Source organism: Citrobacter freundii complex sp. CFNIH9 (assembly GCF_002903305.1).
Lineage (GTDB): Bacteria > Pseudomonadota > Gammaproteobacteria > Enterobacterales > Enterobacteriaceae > Citrobacter > Citrobacter portucalensis.
Genome location: NZ_CP026238.1, coordinates 368,928 through 384,394, shown reverse-complemented (window position 1 = coordinate 384,394; position 15,467 = coordinate 368,928). Strand labels below are relative to the sequence as shown.

General features: G+C 52.2%; 15 protein-coding genes. 4 read left to right on the top strand and 11 right to left on the bottom strand.

The genetic code is table 11. From position 1 onward, the window contains the following. Positions 1-84 precede the first annotated feature (84 nt). The 3 genes from gntR to C2U43_RS01895 form a co-directional block, all read right to left on the bottom strand. Positions 85-1,080, bottom strand: coding sequence for a gluconate operon transcriptional repressor GntR (gene gntR / locus C2U43_RS01905; RefSeq protein WP_008786351.1), 996 nt, complete (start codon positions 1,078-1,080; stop codon positions 85-87). Between the two features lie 297 nt (positions 1,081-1,377). Further along, positions 1,378-2,073: a quercetin 2,3-dioxygenase gene (gene yhhW, locus C2U43_RS01900; RefSeq protein WP_103284625.1), complete on the bottom strand. Its 696-nt coding sequence runs from the start codon at positions 2,071-2,073 to the stop codon at positions 1,378-1,380. Between the two features lie 123 nt (positions 2,074-2,196). Further along, positions 2,197-3,234 carry an oxidoreductase gene (locus tag C2U43_RS01895; protein WP_071446689.1) on the bottom strand — a complete coding sequence of 346 codons (1,038 nt, stop codon included), beginning with the start codon at positions 3,232-3,234 and terminating at the stop codon, positions 2,197-2,199. 470 nt (positions 3,235-3,704) lie between these two features. Here C2U43_RS01895 and yhhY point away from each other — a divergent pair, with 470 nt between their 5' ends. The 3 genes from yhhY (at position 3,705) to tssD (ending at position 6,532) form a co-directional block, all read left to right on the top strand. Then, a complete protein-coding gene (gene yhhY / locus C2U43_RS01890) occupies positions 3,705-4,193 on the top strand; it encodes an N-acetyltransferase (protein ID WP_103284624.1) in 489 nt (162 codons plus the stop codon). A gap of 46 nt (positions 4,194-4,239) precedes the next feature. Next, a complete protein-coding gene (locus tag C2U43_RS01885; RefSeq protein WP_103284623.1) occupies positions 4,240-5,124 on the top strand; it encodes a hypothetical protein in 885 nt (294 codons plus the stop codon). Positions 5,125-5,392: 268 nt separating this feature from the next. Then, positions 5,393-6,532, top strand: a complete 1,140-nt coding sequence (gene tssD, locus C2U43_RS01880; protein WP_048236955.1) for an Hcp family type VI secretion system effector — start codon at positions 5,393-5,395, stop codon at positions 6,530-6,532. A gap of 310 nt (positions 6,533-6,842) precedes the next feature. On the opposite strand, the gene ggt is transcribed toward tssD, so the two are convergent. Then, complete coding sequence (gene ggt, locus C2U43_RS01870) at positions 6,843-8,588, bottom strand: gamma-glutamyltransferase (protein ID WP_199771088.1); 1,746 nt, start codon at positions 8,586-8,588, stop codon at positions 6,843-6,845. A 118-nt stretch (positions 8,589-8,706) separates the two neighbouring features. Here ggt and C2U43_RS01865 point away from each other — a divergent pair, with 118 nt between their 5' ends. Then, the gene (locus C2U43_RS01865; protein WP_048215386.1) at positions 8,707-9,147 is read left to right on the top strand and encodes a DUF2756 family protein; all 441 of its coding nucleotides are present in this window, start codon (positions 8,707-8,709) and stop codon (positions 9,145-9,147) included. Here C2U43_RS01865 and ugpQ read toward each other — a convergent pair. The 7 genes from ugpQ to livF form a co-directional block, all read right to left on the bottom strand. After that, positions 9,144-9,887 carry a glycerophosphodiester phosphodiesterase gene (ugpQ, locus tag C2U43_RS01860; protein ID WP_057067171.1) on the bottom strand — a complete coding sequence of 248 codons (744 nt, stop codon included), beginning with the start codon at positions 9,885-9,887 and terminating at the stop codon, positions 9,144-9,146. The genes C2U43_RS01865 and ugpQ overlap by 4 nt on opposite strands. Next, entirely contained in the window at positions 9,884-10,954 is a 1,071-nt protein-coding gene (locus C2U43_RS01855) for a sn-glycerol-3-phosphate import ATP-binding protein UgpC (RefSeq protein WP_008786359.1), read from the bottom strand. The genes ugpQ and C2U43_RS01855 overlap by 4 nt, the downstream gene beginning before the upstream one ends. Before the next feature lie 2 nt (positions 10,955-10,956). After that, positions 10,957-11,802, bottom strand: a complete 846-nt coding sequence (gene ugpE, locus C2U43_RS01850) for a sn-glycerol-3-phosphate ABC transporter permease UgpE (RefSeq protein ID WP_003023450.1) — start codon at positions 11,800-11,802, stop codon at positions 10,957-10,959. Then, a complete protein-coding gene (gene ugpA / locus C2U43_RS01845; RefSeq protein ID WP_003837841.1) occupies positions 11,799-12,686 on the bottom strand; it encodes a sn-glycerol-3-phosphate ABC transporter permease UgpA in 888 nt (295 codons plus the stop codon). The genes ugpE and ugpA overlap by 4 nt, the downstream gene beginning before the upstream one ends. Positions 12,687-12,796: 110 nt before the next feature. Then, entirely contained in the window at positions 12,797-14,113 is a 1,317-nt protein-coding gene (ugpB, locus tag C2U43_RS01840) for a sn-glycerol-3-phosphate ABC transporter substrate-binding protein UgpB (protein WP_003827583.1), read from the bottom strand. Positions 14,114-14,360: 247 nt separating this feature from the next. Further along, entirely contained in the window at positions 14,361-14,642 is a 282-nt protein-coding gene (locus C2U43_RS01835; protein WP_003827582.1) for a hypothetical protein, read from the bottom strand. A 101-nt stretch (positions 14,643-14,743) separates the two neighbouring features. After that, positions 14,744-15,457, bottom strand: a complete 714-nt coding sequence (livF, locus tag C2U43_RS01830) for a high-affinity branched-chain amino acid ABC transporter ATP-binding protein LivF (protein ID WP_103284622.1) — start codon at positions 15,455-15,457, stop codon at positions 14,744-14,746. Positions 15,458-15,467 lie beyond the last annotated feature (10 nt).

The following is a 15,467-nucleotide window of genomic DNA, read 5'->3' as shown; positions in this document are numbered from 1 at the left end:
AACATTGTCCAGCCGGATAAATAGAGAAGCAATATCCATTCGTGCTCGAAGTGTATAAGTGTGAGCTACTTCAAACTTGTTGGCTTAAATAGATCCGCCCGGTGACAAGGTGAAACCTAAATCTAACATTTTAGGCGTGACTGCTTCACCACGAATGCGCGCCAGCAGGCGTTCTGCGCCAATGCTGCCCATCCGTTCACGTGGCGTGAGCACACTCGCCAGACGCGGCTCCATCACCTGCCCGATGTCGTGACCGTGGAATCCGGCAATCGCCATGTCATCCGGGATTTTCAGCCCTAAACGCTGGCATTCGAAGGCCGCCCCTACCGCCAGGTCATCGTTGGTACAGAAAACGCCGTCGAGCTGCGGGTATTCACGCCGCGCCTGACGGATGAGTTCAATACCGGAGGAGTAGGAAGAAGACTGTTCCACCATCACGCTGTACGGCACCAGGTTGGCATCGCGCATTGCCTGCTCGTAGCCTCTCTGTTTGATGATAGTACGTTCATCAAGACGAGCGCCAAGATAGGCTACATGACGGTGCCCGCGGGCGATAATAGCGGCAGTCATCTGACGCGCGGCTTCGAAGTTGTCGAAACCGACGGCGATATCCAGACACGGAGACTGGCTATCCATCAGCTCAACCACCGGGATACCGGCAACTTCAATCATTTTCAGCGTACGGGGCGTATGGCTACGTTCGGTGAGGATCAGGCCATCGATATTCCACGACAGCATCGATTCCAGGCGCTCTTGTTCCATCTCAGGCTTATAGCCGTAGTGCGCGAGCATCGTTTGATAACCATGGGCGTCGGTGACAGCCTCAATGCCGCGTAGCACTTCAGCAAAAACCTGGTTAGTGAGAGACGGTAACAGCACGCCGATAGCGCGGCTGGTAGCGTTAGAAAGGATATCAGGAGCGCGATTGGGAATATAACCCAGCTCATCAAGTGCAGCGGCAATTTTGCCCCGCAGCGCCACGGAGACCTGCTCCGGGTTACGCAAAAAGCGACTGACCGTCATTTTAGTCACGCCCACGCGGTCGGCTACATCCTGAAGTACGGGTCTTTTCTTTTTCATCGTCCTGAAGCGTTAAAAAGGGATAGATTCCCCCAGTTTACCACGGACGTGTGTGAACCTTTGCAGAGAAAAAAAGGAGTTTTTATTGTGATAAATACACAAAATCATTCGAGTTGCATCAAGGCGGCGACGCAGTGAATCCCCGGGAGCGTACATTAAGTACGCGACCGGGGTGAGCGACAAATCTGCCGGGAGCAGATTTGAACGCTGCATACAGCGGCCCCGAAGGGGCGAGGCCTATGGATGGGCCGAGTAATAAAGCCAACACAGATGCGGCTTGAAGGATGACGTGTATTTTTATACTGGCGGCAGGTCAAACAGCAACACTTCACTGTCGCTGTCGGCATGAATAGAAATTGCCTGTTCATCCCAGATTGCCAGACCGTCGCTAGTGGTCGCTTTGGTGCCGTTAATCGTCACGTTGCCTTTTACCACCTGGATCCAAACGCGGCGTTCCGCGGCAATCTGATGCACCGACTGCTCATCTTTGACCAGCGCCCAACGGTACAGCTCCATATCCTGGTACACTTTCAGTGAACCATCACGGGCATCCGGCGACAGCACCAGTTGTTTACCCTGAGCGGCATCGAAACGACGCTGTTCATAGCGCGGTATAATACCGTTCTCCTGCGGCATGATCCAGATCTGATACAGATGCAGCTTCTCAGTATTGCTCGGGTTGTACTCCGAGTGACGGATCCCCGTCCCGGCGCTCATAATCTGAAACTCACCGGCCGGAACCTGCTCTTTATTGCCCATGCTGTCCTGATGCTCTACCGCGCCTTCCAGCACGTAAGTCAGGATTTCCATGTCTTTATGGGGGTGAGTACCAAATCCCTGACCTGCATCGATCACGTCATCGTTAATCACGCGCAGTGCCGAGAACCCCATAAAGTTCGGGTCATAGTAGTTGGCAAAAGAGAAGGTATGCCATGAATCAAGCCAGCCATGATTAGCGTGGCCACGGTCGTTAGCTTTGCGTAAGTAGATCATTGTGTTCACCCCCAGATGTTTTCGATGGAGTAAGTGTGGACTCAATCCGTCTGGGATCATAGAGGGTGAAAATTGACTCCTCTGTTCAAAAAATATGAACAAGCCCAGAGGAGTCTGTGCAGGCTATTTGGCGAGGGTTATCGTGGCAGGCGTTGCCTGTTCAAAGGCGCGTTCGAGGATCTCCAGGTTGGTAAGAACTTCAGATTCCTTGACGTAATTAGGCGTACCGGTGGTCAGCGTCTGGTACAGCGCGTCATACACGCGACCGTAATCCCCCACTTCCGGCTTTACCTCTTCTTTTACCGTGATGCCGTCATCGTTGACGTACTCCAGCATCCCAATGGAATCATCAGCAGCGAAACCTGGCTCACCCGGCATGATATTGGCCTTCAGGCTGGTTTCCTGCTGGTCGATGCCGTACTTCACAAACGAGCCTTTGGTGCCATGGACGATAAACTTCGGATAGTCGATTTTCACCAGATGACTGGTTTTAACAATGGCTTTCAGGTCGCCGTAAAACAGCTGCGCTTCAAAGGTATCGTCCGGGTTCGCTTTGTTGCGCAGGCTGCGGATGTCATAGGCCACATGATCGGGACGTCCGAACAGCGAGATAATCTGATCCATGGTGTGTACGCCCAGACCATAAAACGCGCCGTCCTGCGGCAGTCCCGGCTTGGTTTCTGCTTCAGGACGGTAGTAATCGAAATGGCTTTCAACCTCAACAATCTTGCCGAGCTTGCCGCTCTCAATGGCTTTTTTCGCGGTGAGGAAGCAGGAGTCAAAACGGCGATTCTGATACGGCGTAACGGTCAGTCCTTTGCTTCGCGCCAGTTCGAACAGCTCTTTTGCTTGCGCAAGCGTCGGCGTGAAGGGTTTCTCAACCAGCACATTTTTACCCGCTTCCAGCGCGCGTTTAGCATATTCAAAATGGCTGTCAGCATGGGTACAGACGATCACCAGTTTCACCTGCGGATCGTTTAAGATCTCGTCGAGGTCGCTGGTGAAGTGAATATGTGAATACTGCGGCGCCTGCTCTTCCGGCCTGGCGTTGCGGCGGAAAATGTGCGCGACGTGCCAGCTATTTTTGCGGTTGAGGACGTACGGCAAATGGTAGCGGGTGGTGCTTTTACCAAAACCAATAAATGCGCAGTGTAAGGTCATGAGACGATCCTTTTGAAGGTGATTGTCTACACCATAGCGCAAAGCGGCTGGAGACTGAATCCATCCTGTCATCGTGCCGGATGCGGCGTTGCCTTATCCGGCCTACCGCATTATACAGCCAAAAGATCGGGCGTAAGTGGCGTAGGCAGATTATTCACGGCCTGCGCGCAGCAACTGGAGCGTACACAGAGTACGTGAGGATTGCGAGCACAGCCCGGGATTAAGCTGGCAAGCAAACTAGCCCGAAACCCAGCCAAAAAAAAAGCCAGCAAAAGCTGGCTAAAGTAATACTGGAAGCAATGTGAGCAATGTCGTGCTTTCAGGTTCTCCGTAGGGGTTCCCCTGAACGCAGAGCAATAATAATCATTCTCATTCGCACTTGTCTACTTCTTTTTGCAAAAAAATGCAGTTGACGGATTTTTCTTTCTCAGCGAGTGTAAATGCACAATTAACCCTGCAGGAGATAAGGAATGAGTGAGATAGTGATACGCCACGCTGAACCGAAAGATTACGAAGCAATTCGTCAGATCCACGCCCAGCCGGAGGTGTACCACAACACGCTACAGGTTCCTCATCCTTCTCTCGAAATGTGGCAAGCGCGGCTAACCGAGCAAGCCGGTGTCAAACAGCTGGTTGCCTGCATTGACGATATCGTCGTGGGGCATCTCTGTATTGAGGTCGCGCAGCGCCCGCGCCGCAGCCACGTGGCCGATTTTGGTATCTGTGTGGATGGCAGGTGGCACAATCGTGGCGTTGCCAGCGCGCTGATTCGTACGATGATCGACATGTGCGACAACTGGCTGCGCGTCGAGCGCATTGAGCTGACGGTATTTGTTGATAATGAGCCTGCTGTAGCAGTCTATAAGAAGTACGGCTTTGAAATCGAAGGCACCGGTAAGAAATACGGCCTGCGCAACGGTGAGTATGTTGATGCCTACTTTATGGCGCGCGTGAAATAAATTTAAGGGCGAGCCTTATCGCCCTGCTTATTGAAAGGACGCAATAGTGAAAAAGTTTCTTCCCCTGGTTTTGCTGGCCTCGCTCTCCCCTGCTTTTGCCACTACCGTACAAAATCTCGATTCCGTAGCCAGTGCCATCCAACATCCTGAAGGTAAACAGATTTTTGCTGAGCAAATGGCAGGAGCAACCCCTGCGAAAGGATTTGGTGAGCTTCCTCAGGGCTTATCTGAAAAGCAGTGGATTGCCTGGGTTGCACCGAATGAAGATCCTGACAACCTGATCCTGACCGGTGCTAAATCTTGGGGAAAAGACGGTAAATATATTGGCATTGCTTGTTTTGCCGATAATAAGGCTGACGCCGAGCAAGCAAAAAAATACGCGGATAACACCTGCCCGGAAAACTACAGCAACGGGCGCGCTAATAAATTATATCTCGGCGTTTTTTCCTGGCAGAATCCACAGCTAACGCCGATTGCACGCTCGGAAAAACCGTTAAACCAGCTCTCAGAGTGGAATAAAGCCGCTGAAAAAGAGAGCGATGATGAGTCCGTCAGACCGCTGGCTTATTATACAAAGCTGGATCTGGCACCGTACCGGATAGCACCCGATACCCTGGCATTCGGGGTGCGGGGTGGATACTCTGATGCGTATTCCGGCGGCGGCGCATTTTATGAAGTGCTGGAACTCTACACCATCAAAGACAGCAAGATAATCAACGTGTTTTCTGACCTTGTTTATTACTATTCGGACATTGCTGGAGACTGGAATAAAGACGGCACAAGGCAGCACGACATCAGCGAAAGTAAGTACATTCTCAAAATGCGCTCGGCAAAGACGCACGGATTTTATGACTTAGAGCGCGTTAGCCTACAGGGTAAAAGCAGCCAAATATTCCGCTGGTCCGAATCACTGCAGCGATATGCGCCATAACCTACCGGTCAGGCCTACATCGTTCAGAACGCTGTAGGCTGTTGATATGGGTTAATAAACATCAATGAAAACTCCATCAATAATCCTCCATTATAAAATAAATAAAAATTACGCCCTTAGCTATTTATATTCAGATTCCCCTCAAGAAAATTCATTTAAAGTGAAACGTTTTATTTCTGCTATATACGAACGCCATCAGAAAGCGTAATAAAAACAAAAATCAATTTATCGTTTTTATGACAGTAAGTAATAAAAGGATATGGATGTCATGAGTGATATCGTCTATCTGATGGTTTCAGGGCAGCAGCAGGGTGCTATTTCTGACGGATGCGGAACCATTGCATCCGTGGGTAACCGCTGGCAAATAGGGCACGAAGACGAAATTTTTACTTTTTCGCTGTCTAATAGTATAACCAGTACTGGTAGAGGTTCACATTTTCACGGACTGCAATTTTGCAAACTGATAGATAAAAGCACCCCATTGTTTGTAAATGCTATTAACAACAACGAGCAGTTGTATATGGAATTTTATTTCTACCGCATCAATAGGTTCGGTAGATGGGAAAAATATTATTATATTCAACTGCGGGGAGCATTTCTATCAGCCATTCAACACCAATTCATCGAGAATAATTTAGACACAGAAACAATAACCATCAACTATGAATATATCCTCTGCAAACATCTTATTGCCAACACTGAGTTCAGCTACCTGGCGTTGCCCGAAAACTACAACCGCCTGTTTATCCCCCGACCAAAAACCCCCGCAGACAACGGCCTCAAAACGTTAAACAGCAAAGGGGTTGGCAGATTGCTTGCTGCCGGAGGGATCTACAACGGCAATATCGACGGTTTCAGGGAAACGGCGAAAAAGCTGGGTGGCGATGCTCCTGCGGGTTACGAGCAGGTTATGGATAACAAAGGATTGCTGATTCTTGGTGCTTCAGTAGCTGCAGGCTTAACTATGGGAAGGATGAAATTTCCTGAATTAGAAGAACTGGAGCAGTTTGGAGCGAAAGGAACTTATACATCAAGGCCATTTGATCCAGATAAAGCGGGAGGCCCTGTTGAACATCTTACAACTGAAGGCGTAAATATTACCCATGAAGGAATTGCAATTGTAGAAAAACACATATCTCGCTTCGATCCAGATCCTGGTAATGAATTTATGGTAAGCCGTTTAAAAAAGATAGCGAACGGTGAATTGTTACCAGAACAAGTGGATTTAAACTACTACACTCATGAATGTCGAGAGTATCAACGTTATTGCAATTTAGGTTGGGAAACTGGCAGGCCAAGCGATAACCAAGAGGCTTATGATCTATGGAATAACACGCATACATCAACACTCGAAGATTATAGAATAACTGGTAATGACCTTTATCACCCGGATGCACCATCATGGTAAACGATACTGAACTTAACATATTGAAATTATTAGCTTCCAGAGATGACGTAAATTGGACCTGGTATAATCTTGATCGCGCAATGACCAGTAGGAGAATGGATGGAGTTGGTAACGTAGTTAGGCTCATAAATAACCTATCCAAAGCGGGTTTAGTCGATATAGTAGCAAGAACCCCCTCAGGAATGGATTATTATCGCGTATCCGCCCAAGGCCATAAGTTGCTAATCGAAATTGACCGGTATCACCAAGACCATTCACTATAGTAAAAAATATTTGTCAAGCCCTCTCCCACCGAAGAGGGCTGTTATGCTTAGTACCCCGCCGTTAAGTCATCCACGCAACGCGGGTCAGAAGCACCATACAGTGCGCCATCCGGTCCAACCATAATGCTCTGCGTGCTGCCAATCGCCTCTTTCAGCGCTACTTTCTGTCCTTTTTGCTCCAGCAGCTTGATTGTATCCGGGCTGAAGCCCTTCTCGATGCGCAGTTCATCCGGCAACCATTGATGATGGAAGCGCGGTGCGTTGGTCGCTTCGGCGACGTTCATCCCAAAATCAATGCTGTTGACCACCATTTGCAGTACGGTAGTGATGATTCGGCTTCCACCTGGGCTGCCGGTAACCAGCCAGGTTTTCCCGTCTTTTACCACGATAGTCGGCGACATCGACGACAGCGGACGCTTCTTCGGTCCAACCGCGTTGGCATCACCGCCCACCAGTCCATAAACGTTCGGCACGCCCGGCTTAGCGGAGAAGTCGTCCATTTCATTATTCAGCAGAATACCGGTGTTACCCGCCACGATGCCGGTCCCGAAGGTGGTATTCAGGGTATACGTTACCGCCACGGCATTGCCGTCTTTATCCACGACCGAGAAGTGCGTAGTCTGGTTGCTTTCATACGGGGCGAGCTTGCCAGGTTTGATCTGGCTGGAGGGCTTAGCCTTGTTGATATCAATCTGATCGGCAAGCGTTTTAGCATAGGCTTTGTTGGTCAGCGCTTGCCACGGCACTTTCACAAAATCCGGGTCGCCCAGATATTCTGAACGATCGGCGTAAGCATATTTCTCCGCTTCAGCCATAACCTGCATAGCATCGGCGCTGCCAAATCCGTACTTCTTCATATCGAAGTTTTCGAGAATATTGAGGATCTGCACGATATGAATACCGCCCGAGGACGGCGGCGGCATGGAGAAGACCTGATACCCGCGATAGTCACCGCCGATCGGCGTGCGCTCCACGGCTTTATAGCTGGCTAAATCCTCTTTGGTCATCAGCCCGCCGTTCTTCTGCATTTCCCCGGCTATCTGATCGGCAATCGCCCCTTTATAAAACGCATCCGGACCATTCTCGGCAATCATTTCCAGACTTTTCGCCAGATTCTTTTGCACCAGCTTATCGCCCTTTTGCAGCGGCTCGCCGTCCTTCCAGAAAATGGCTTTGCTGTTCTCGTGATTAGGGAGCACCTCGCTGCCATAGGTTTTCAGATCGTCGGCCAGCGCGTCATTAACCACAAAGCCCTCTTCCGCCAGCTTCATCGCCGGGCGCACCACTTTGTTCAGCGGCATCGTGCCGTATTTCTCCAGCGCCAGCGAGAAACCCGCCACGGTACCCGGCGTACCGGATGCCAGATGCGACGTCAGCGACTTTTTCGCATCGGCGTTGCCCTGCTCATCGAGGAACATGTCACGGGTCGCGCCAGCAGGCGCCATTTCACGAAAATCGATCGCTGTGGTGTTACCGTCTTTGGTACGCAGCAGCATAAAACCACCGCCGCCCAGATTGCCCGCCTGGGGATGCGTCACCGCCAGCGCATAGCCAACCGCCACGGCGGCATCGACGGCATTCCCGCCCTGTTTAAGAATGTCCACACCAACCTGGGTAGCTAAAGCATCCACAGAGGCCACCATCCCATGCTTAGCACGTACGGGATGGAACACATCTTCCTCGACTCCGTAAGATACCGACGGTGGCGCAGCCGGCGCGGCAGCAACGCTAAAACAACTTCCTGAGAGCAGAGCAGCAATGGCTACCCGGCGTAAAAACGTCGGTTTTATCATCGTTATTCTCCAGATGTATGGGGGTCGGCCCCCACTAAGCCTGGTGCATAACTCTGAAATAATCATCGTAACGGCGAGAAAGGAGTAAACTTAAGAGATCCCCGAGAGGAGAAAAGCGATGAAACGACTCTTACTTTTAGCCATGCTGTTGCCGTTTGCAGGCTTTGCACAGCCCATCAACACCATGAATAACCCGAACCAACCCGGTTATCAGATCCCGAGTCAGCAGCGTATGCAAACCCAAATGCAAACGCAGCAAATTCAGCAGAAAGGGATGCTCAACCAACAGTTGCAAACGCAGACGCGTATGCAGCAACAGCATCTGGAAAACCAAATTAACACCAACTCCCAGCGGGTCCTTCAGTCTCAGCCAGGCGAGTTGAATCCCAGCCAGCAGCAAATGCTGCCCAACAGCAACGGTGGGATGTTGAGTGGAACCCGTAACCCGGACAGCTCTCTGAATAAGCAACATATGCTGTCAGAGAAAAAGAACGGCGACATGCTGAAGCCCTCCAGCACGCCGCAGCCTAACGTTCCGTTAAAAACGATTGGGCCTTAAAAAGGTTGGAAATCCGGACCAATCGTATCAATGGCATCGGTACAGATGCAGTCCACGCCCCAGCGCAGCAGTTCCGCCGCGCGCTGGGGTCGGTTGACGGTATATACCAGAATACGTAGCCCCGCATCGCGCAGCGCATCCACACGCGCTTCATCCAGCAGTTTGTGATTAAGATGAATAGAGACGCAGCCAAGCCGCGTGGTCAGCTCGCGCCAGTCCTCGCGCCATTCATCAAGCAGCAAGCCTCTCGGCAGTTCAGGTACCGCCAGCTGCGCCGCTTCAAGTGCATCAATTTCAAAGGATGACAATAGTGGCGGCGTCATTCCCGCCCACAGCTCCCGCGCGGCCAGCGCCACGACTTTGCCGGTTAACGTTCCGGTGCCGGTTGTGGGTTTAATTTCAATATTCGCCATCATACCGTGCTGACGGCAGCGCTCGGCCACTTGCGAGAGCAGCGGCAGCGGTTCACCTTTAAACTCACCGCTAAACCAGCCGCCGGCGTCCACGCGCAATAAATCCTGCCAGTTCAGCTCGCCTGCCACGCCCCAGCCGTTGCTGGTTCGCTCCAGGTTGTCATCATGCAGTAAGAAGATCTCACCGTCTTTCGACAATTTAGCGTCAAACTCGATCATGGTATGCCCGTATCGCGCCCCCACGTCGATCGCCGCCAGGGTGTTTTCCGGGGCCAGCTTACCGCCGCCACGATGGGCGACAATATGGGGGTAAGGCCAGTTACTCATACGCGTTGTCCTGTTTCGCCATCAAAAAGATGCAGATGATTTTCCGGCAGATGCAGCCACAGCGTGCTGCCTGCCGTTGGGCGATGCTGATGCGCCAGTCGCACCACCAGCTTTTGCTCGCCCCAGCGTCCGTGTGCCAGGTTATCTGCGCCCAGCATTTCCAGTGTATCAACAACCAACGGCACGCCGCCTTCGGCCTGCGAGCTTAGCGCAATATGCTCTGGGCGGATACCCAACGTCATTTTACGCCCAATAGACTCTCTCGCGCTTCTGCCGATGGGTAGCGTCATGCCGCCCTCCAGTTCAAAATGGGTGCCCGAGGTACTGATGCACCCGTCCAGCAGGTTCATCGCCGGGCTGCCGATAAAACTCGCCACAAAGCGGCTGGCAGGCTTTTCATACACCTCAACCGGTGTACCTATCTGCTCGGCAATGCCTTTGTTCATCACCATCACCCGTTGGGCGAGGGTCATCGCTTCAACCTGGTCGTGCGTCACGTATAGCGAAGTGGTTTTCAGGCGGCGATGCAGATGTTGTAACTCCAGACGCATCTGCACGCGCAGCTTGGCATCGAGGTTAGAAAGCGGCTCATCGAACAGGAATACCGCTGGGTCACGCACAATCGCTCGCCCCATCGCTACGCGCTGGCGCTGACCGCCAGAAAGTTCGCGCGGACGACGTTTGAGCAGCTCACCCAGCTCGAGAATACGCGCCGCCTCATTTACCCGTTCAGCAATGTGCTCCTTGCCCATCCCGCGGATTTTCAGCCCCCAGGCCATGTTTTCTTCCACGCTCATATGCGGGTAGAGCGCGTAGTTTTGAAAGACCATCGCAATGCCGCGATCCTTCGGCTCCATCTCGGTGACGCGTTTATTATCAATCCAGATATCGCCACCGCTCACCCGCTCCAGCCCGGCCACCATCCGCAGCAGCGTAGACTTTCCGCAGCCGGATGGGCCAACCATCACGATAAATTCCCCGTCCGCGACGTCCAGCGTCAGCGGTTTAATCACCTGGGTTTTGCCGTCCCAGCTTTTGGTTACTGCCTGTAGTTTTAAACCAGCCATTTTTATTTCTCACTATCGACCAGACCGCGTACGAAGGCACGCTGCATGGCTAACACGATGATTACCGGAGGGATGAGCGTCAGCAGCATGGCAGCCATTACCTGGTTCCACTGCGTGGTGCCTTCACCGGTGGCGATCATGCCTTTGATACCCGCCACCGCAGTGCCCAAATTGACGTCGGTAATAATTAACAACGGCCACAAATACTGGTTCCAGCCGTAGATAAAGGTGATAACGAACAGCGCCGCCAGATTGGTTTTTGACAGTGGTAGTACGATATCGCGGAAAAAACGCATCGGTGACGCACCGTCAATTCGCGCGGCCTCAACCAGCTCATCCGGCAGGGTCATAAAGAACTGTCGGAACAGGAAGGTCGCAGTAGCCGATGCCATCAACGGCAGCGTCAGACCCGCATAGCTGTCGAGCATTTTCAGGTTGGCGATAACCTCCACGGTGGGGAAGATTCGCACCTCAACCGGCAGCATCAGGGTGATAAAAATCATCCAGAAGAACAGGTTGCGCAGCGGAAAACGGAACCAGACGATGGCGAATGCGGAGAGCATGGAGACGGTGATTTTCCCTACCGTAATACTGAACGCCATGATGAAGCTGTTAAGCATCATCAACCAGAACGGCGCGCTGTTGACGCCCACACCGTTGACCCAGATGTATTTCATGTTCTCCAGCAACTGCGTGCCGGGAACCAGCGTCATCGGCGTTTCAAACACCGCTTTGTTGTCCAGCGTCGCCGCGACAAACGCGACGTACAGCGGAAACAGGATCACCATGATCCCCATAATCAACATGGCATGGCTGAATATTGTCAGCCCACGACGGTTCTCAATCATTGGTAACGCACCTTACTTTCCACATAGCGGAACTGCACCACCGTCAAAATAATGACCAGGAACATCAGCACCACCGATTGTGCGGCGGAAGAAGCCAGATCCAACCCGACAAACCCTTCACGGTAGATCTTATAAATCAGCGTGGTCGTCGCCTGCACCGGCCCACCCGCCGTGGCGGCATCAATAACCGGGAAGGTATCAAAGAAGGCATAAACCAGATTCACCACCAGCAGAAAGAAGCTGACCGGGGCTATCAGCGGCAGCGCCAGCTTAAAGAAGCGGCGAACCGGCCCTGCGCCATCAATCGCAGCAGCTTCGATCAGCGATCGCGGGATAGACTGCAGTGCGGCAAAGAAGAACAGGAAGTTGTAACTAATCTGCTTCCAGACCGATGCAAACACCACCAGGAACATCGCCTGACCGCTGTTTTGCGCATGGTTCCAGTCATAGCCAAACTCACCGAGAAAATGGGTAATCAGCCCACGTCCTGGGTTAAACAGGAAGATCCACAATACGGCGGCGACGGCGGGCGCAACGGCATAAGGCAACAACATCAGCGTCTGGTAAAAACGGCTGCCGCGCACCACGTAATTCACCAGCGCCGCAAAAAATAACGACACCAGCAGACCACTTACCGTGACTAACGTACTGAACTTAATGGTGGTCCAGAATGAGTCGAGGTAGTACGGGTCATGAAACAGCGCGACAAAGTTTTCCAGTCCGACAAACTGGCTGGAAAGACCAAACGGATCAACGGATTGTAGCGAGTACCACAACGCTTCACCGGCGGGCCAGATAAAGAAAATAACGGTGATAACCAGCTGCGGAGCCACCAATAAATAGGGAAGCCAACGCGAGCGGAATACCGGACGGGATGAAGACATGTAGGTTCTTTTCCTGGAAGGTGCCGGATGGCGGTGCAAGCACCTTATCCGGCCTACAAACTACGGACTTGTAGGCCTGATAAGCGCAGCGCCATCAGGCACTTATACACTTAAGACTTGGTCGATTGCTCAAAGCGGCGCAGTAACTGATTGCCACGCTCAACGGCGGCATCCAGTGCCTGCTGCGGGGTTTTCTTCCCGGTCCAGACGCTTTCCAGCTCTTCATCCACAATAGTGCGGATCTGCGGCATATTGCCCAGACGCAGTCCTTTGGTGAACGGCAACGGCGGCTTGTTCAGCATCTGGCGGGTGGCGATATCAGCCCCAGGGTTCTTCTCATAGAAGCCCTGCTCACGGGTCAGGTCGTAGGCAGCGGTGGTGATCGGCAGATAGCCGGTCTTCTGGTGCCATTCCGCAGCAATTTCAGGCTTCGCCAGGAAGTTGAGGAACTGCGCCACGCCTTCGTAGGTTGCTTTGTCTTTACCCTGCATCACCCACAGGCTGGCCCCACCGATAATCGCATTCTGCGGCGCGCCCTTCACATCAGCATCGTACGGCATCATCCCGACGCCATAGTTGAATTTAGCGTAGTGACGGATGTCAGCCAGAGAACCGGAAGAGGCGGTGGTAATGGCACAATCCCCGTTGTAGAACTTCTCGGTGGATTCGTCCTTACGCCCGAAGTAGCTGAAATCACCTTTTTTGTTCAGCTCTTCCAGCAGAGCGATGTGTTTCACCTGTTCCGGTTTATTGAACTCCAGCACCGCGTCGGTACCGTCAAAGCCATTGTTTTTGGTTGCTACCGGCAGACCGTTCCAGGCGCTGAAGTTTTCAATCTGAATCCATCCCTGCCAGCCGCTGGCGTAACCGCACTTCATACCTGCGGCTTTCAGCTTCGCGGTATATTCCGCCAGATCCTGCCAGGTTTTCGGCGGCTGTTCCGGGTCTAAACCCGCTTTTTTGAAGGCATCTTTGTTGTAGTACAGCACCGGAGTGGAGCTGTTAAACGGCTGGGAGAGCAAGTGTCCGCTTTTAGAGTCGGTGTAGTAACCGGAAACGGTCGGTACGAACTGAGACTCATCGAAGTTAATGCCAGCCTCTTTGAATACTTCATAGACCGGTTTAATGGCTTTTGAGGCCATCATGGTTGCCGTACCCACTTCATAAACCTGCAGCAGCGCAGGCGCGTTTCCGGTACGGAAAGCAGCAATTCCTGCACTCAGGCTCTGCTCGTAGTTGCCTTTGTACTGCGGAACAATTTTGTAGTCGGGATTGGCTGCATTAAAACGTTGCGCCAGTGAATCAACTTCTTTACCCAGTTCGCCTTCCATTGAGTGCCAGAACGGGATAGTGGTGACCGCCAGTGCCTGACCTGCAAATGCCAGGCTAAGTGCCAGTCCTAAAGCTGTATGTCGTAACGATATCATCGGTTATCTCTCTTGTTGTGCCGGATGCGCGATATCACGCGTTTTATGCTCGCGGGGGTAACATGACATGCTCGAATGACAGAAAAATAACTTTTTTATTACAAAAAAAAGATAGTAAGGCGACAAACAGATGGCAAGGCGGTGAAAGCGTAGTGACAGGAAAATGCGGGGTGGTGCACAACAAAGCCGGATATCGCTATACCTTCTCCGGCCTGGATGGCGTGATCGGCTGCTCCAGCAAGGAAGATTAATCCCGACGCCAGCGTCGCTCATATTCATTCTGTAAACGCTGCTGCTCTCGCCGCTCACGTTCACGTTGGATATCCGATTTATCATCATCCCAGCCTGGGCATACCGAGCTGGTAAACACTTCGCAGGGCGAGTCGGATTGCGCTAACGGGTTGTCCGGTTTCTCTTCCCAGATAGCGGGATCGCGCGGGTCAAACGCTGGCGGTGTTGAGGCCTGGGTGGTTAGTGAAAGCGTCAAAAACAAACTGCCAATCATCATGCAGGTACCTGAACGAATCATCCTTTCTCCATGTTCATTTTTATTATTGATAACTATTCTCAATAATAACATAGAGCAATAAAAAGGGGCCACAGCGGGCCCCTTGTCTATTCAGAGAATGATTAACCGCCCAGATACGCGCTACGCACCGCTTCGTTAGCCAGTAACGCATCACCGGTGTCTTCCAGCACCACATGACCGTTTTCCAGCACGTAGCCGCGATCGGCGAGCTTCAGCGCCTGGTTAGCGTTCTGTTCGACGAGGAAGATGGTCATCCCCTGTTCGCGCAGCTGTTCGATGGTGTTAAAAATCTGCTGGATGATAATCGGCGCCAGACCCAGCGACGGTTCATCAAGCAGCAGCAGCCTCGGCTGGCTCATCAGTGCACGGCCTATCGCCAGCATCTGCTGTTCACCGCCGGACATCGTTCCCGCACGCTGAATACGACGCTCATGCAGACGGGGAAACAGGTCATACACCCATTTGATGCGTTCCTGAAACTGGTCCTTTTCGGCAAAGAAGCCACCCATCGCCAGGTTCTCTTCCACCGTCATGCGGGAAAACACGCGACGCCCTTCCGGCACAATCGCTACCGCTTCGCGCATGATTTTCGACGTCTGCCAGTCGGTAATGTCTTTACCATCAAAGACGATTCGCCCACTGGTCGCTCGCGGGTCGCCACACAATGTGCCGAGCAGCGTGGTTTTCCCCGCGCCGTTAGCACCAATCAGAGTAACGATTTCACCCTGGTTGATATACAAGCTGACGTCGTGCAGCGCCTGTATCTTGCCGTAGTGGGCGTTGACTTTGTCGAACGATAACATCGCCTTATCCATATTAATCCTC

Excerpts from the sequence above, each read along its gene's own strand:
- gntR (WP_008786351.1), bottom strand. The coding sequence starts at position 1,080 with ATGAAAAAGAAAAGACCCGTACTTCAGGATGTAGCCGACCGCGTGGGC.
- yhhW (WP_103284625.1), bottom strand. The coding sequence starts at position 2,073 with ATGATCTACTTACGCAAAGCTAACGACCGTGGCCACGCTAATCATGGC.
- C2U43_RS01895 (WP_071446689.1), bottom strand. The coding sequence starts at position 3,234 with ATGACCTTACACTGCGCATTTATTGGTTTTGGTAAAAGCACCACCCGC.
- yhhY (WP_103284624.1), top strand. The coding sequence starts at position 3,705 with ATGAGTGAGATAGTGATACGCCACGCTGAACCGAAAGATTACGAAGCA.
- tssD (WP_048236955.1), top strand. The coding sequence starts at position 5,393 with ATGAGTGATATCGTCTATCTGATGGTTTCAGGGCAGCAGCAGGGTGCT.
- ggt (WP_199771088.1), bottom strand. The coding sequence starts at position 8,588 with ATGATAAAACCGACGTTTTTACGCCGGGTAGCCATTGCTGCTCTGCTC.
- C2U43_RS01865 (WP_048215386.1), top strand. The coding sequence starts at position 8,707 with ATGAAACGACTCTTACTTTTAGCCATGCTGTTGCCGTTTGCAGGCTTT.
- ugpQ (WP_057067171.1), bottom strand. The coding sequence starts at position 9,887 with ATGAGTAACTGGCCTTACCCCCATATTGTCGCCCATCGTGGCGGCGGT.
- C2U43_RS01855 (WP_008786359.1), bottom strand. The coding sequence starts at position 10,954 with ATGGCTGGTTTAAAACTACAGGCAGTAACCAAAAGCTGGGACGGCAAA.
- ugpE (WP_003023450.1), bottom strand. The coding sequence starts at position 11,802 with ATGATTGAGAACCGTCGTGGGCTGACAATATTCAGCCATGCCATGTTG.
- ugpA (WP_003837841.1), bottom strand. The coding sequence starts at position 12,686 with ATGTCTTCATCCCGTCCGGTATTCCGCTCGCGTTGGCTTCCCTATTTA.
- ugpB (WP_003827583.1), bottom strand. The coding sequence starts at position 14,113 with ATGATATCGTTACGACATACAGCTTTAGGACTGGCACTTAGCCTGGCA.
- C2U43_RS01835 (WP_003827582.1), bottom strand. The coding sequence starts at position 14,642 with ATGATTCGTTCAGGTACCTGCATGATGATTGGCAGTTTGTTTTTGACG.
- livF (WP_103284622.1), bottom strand. The coding sequence starts at position 15,457 with ATGGATAAGGCGATGTTATCGTTCGACAAAGTCAACGCCCACTACGGC.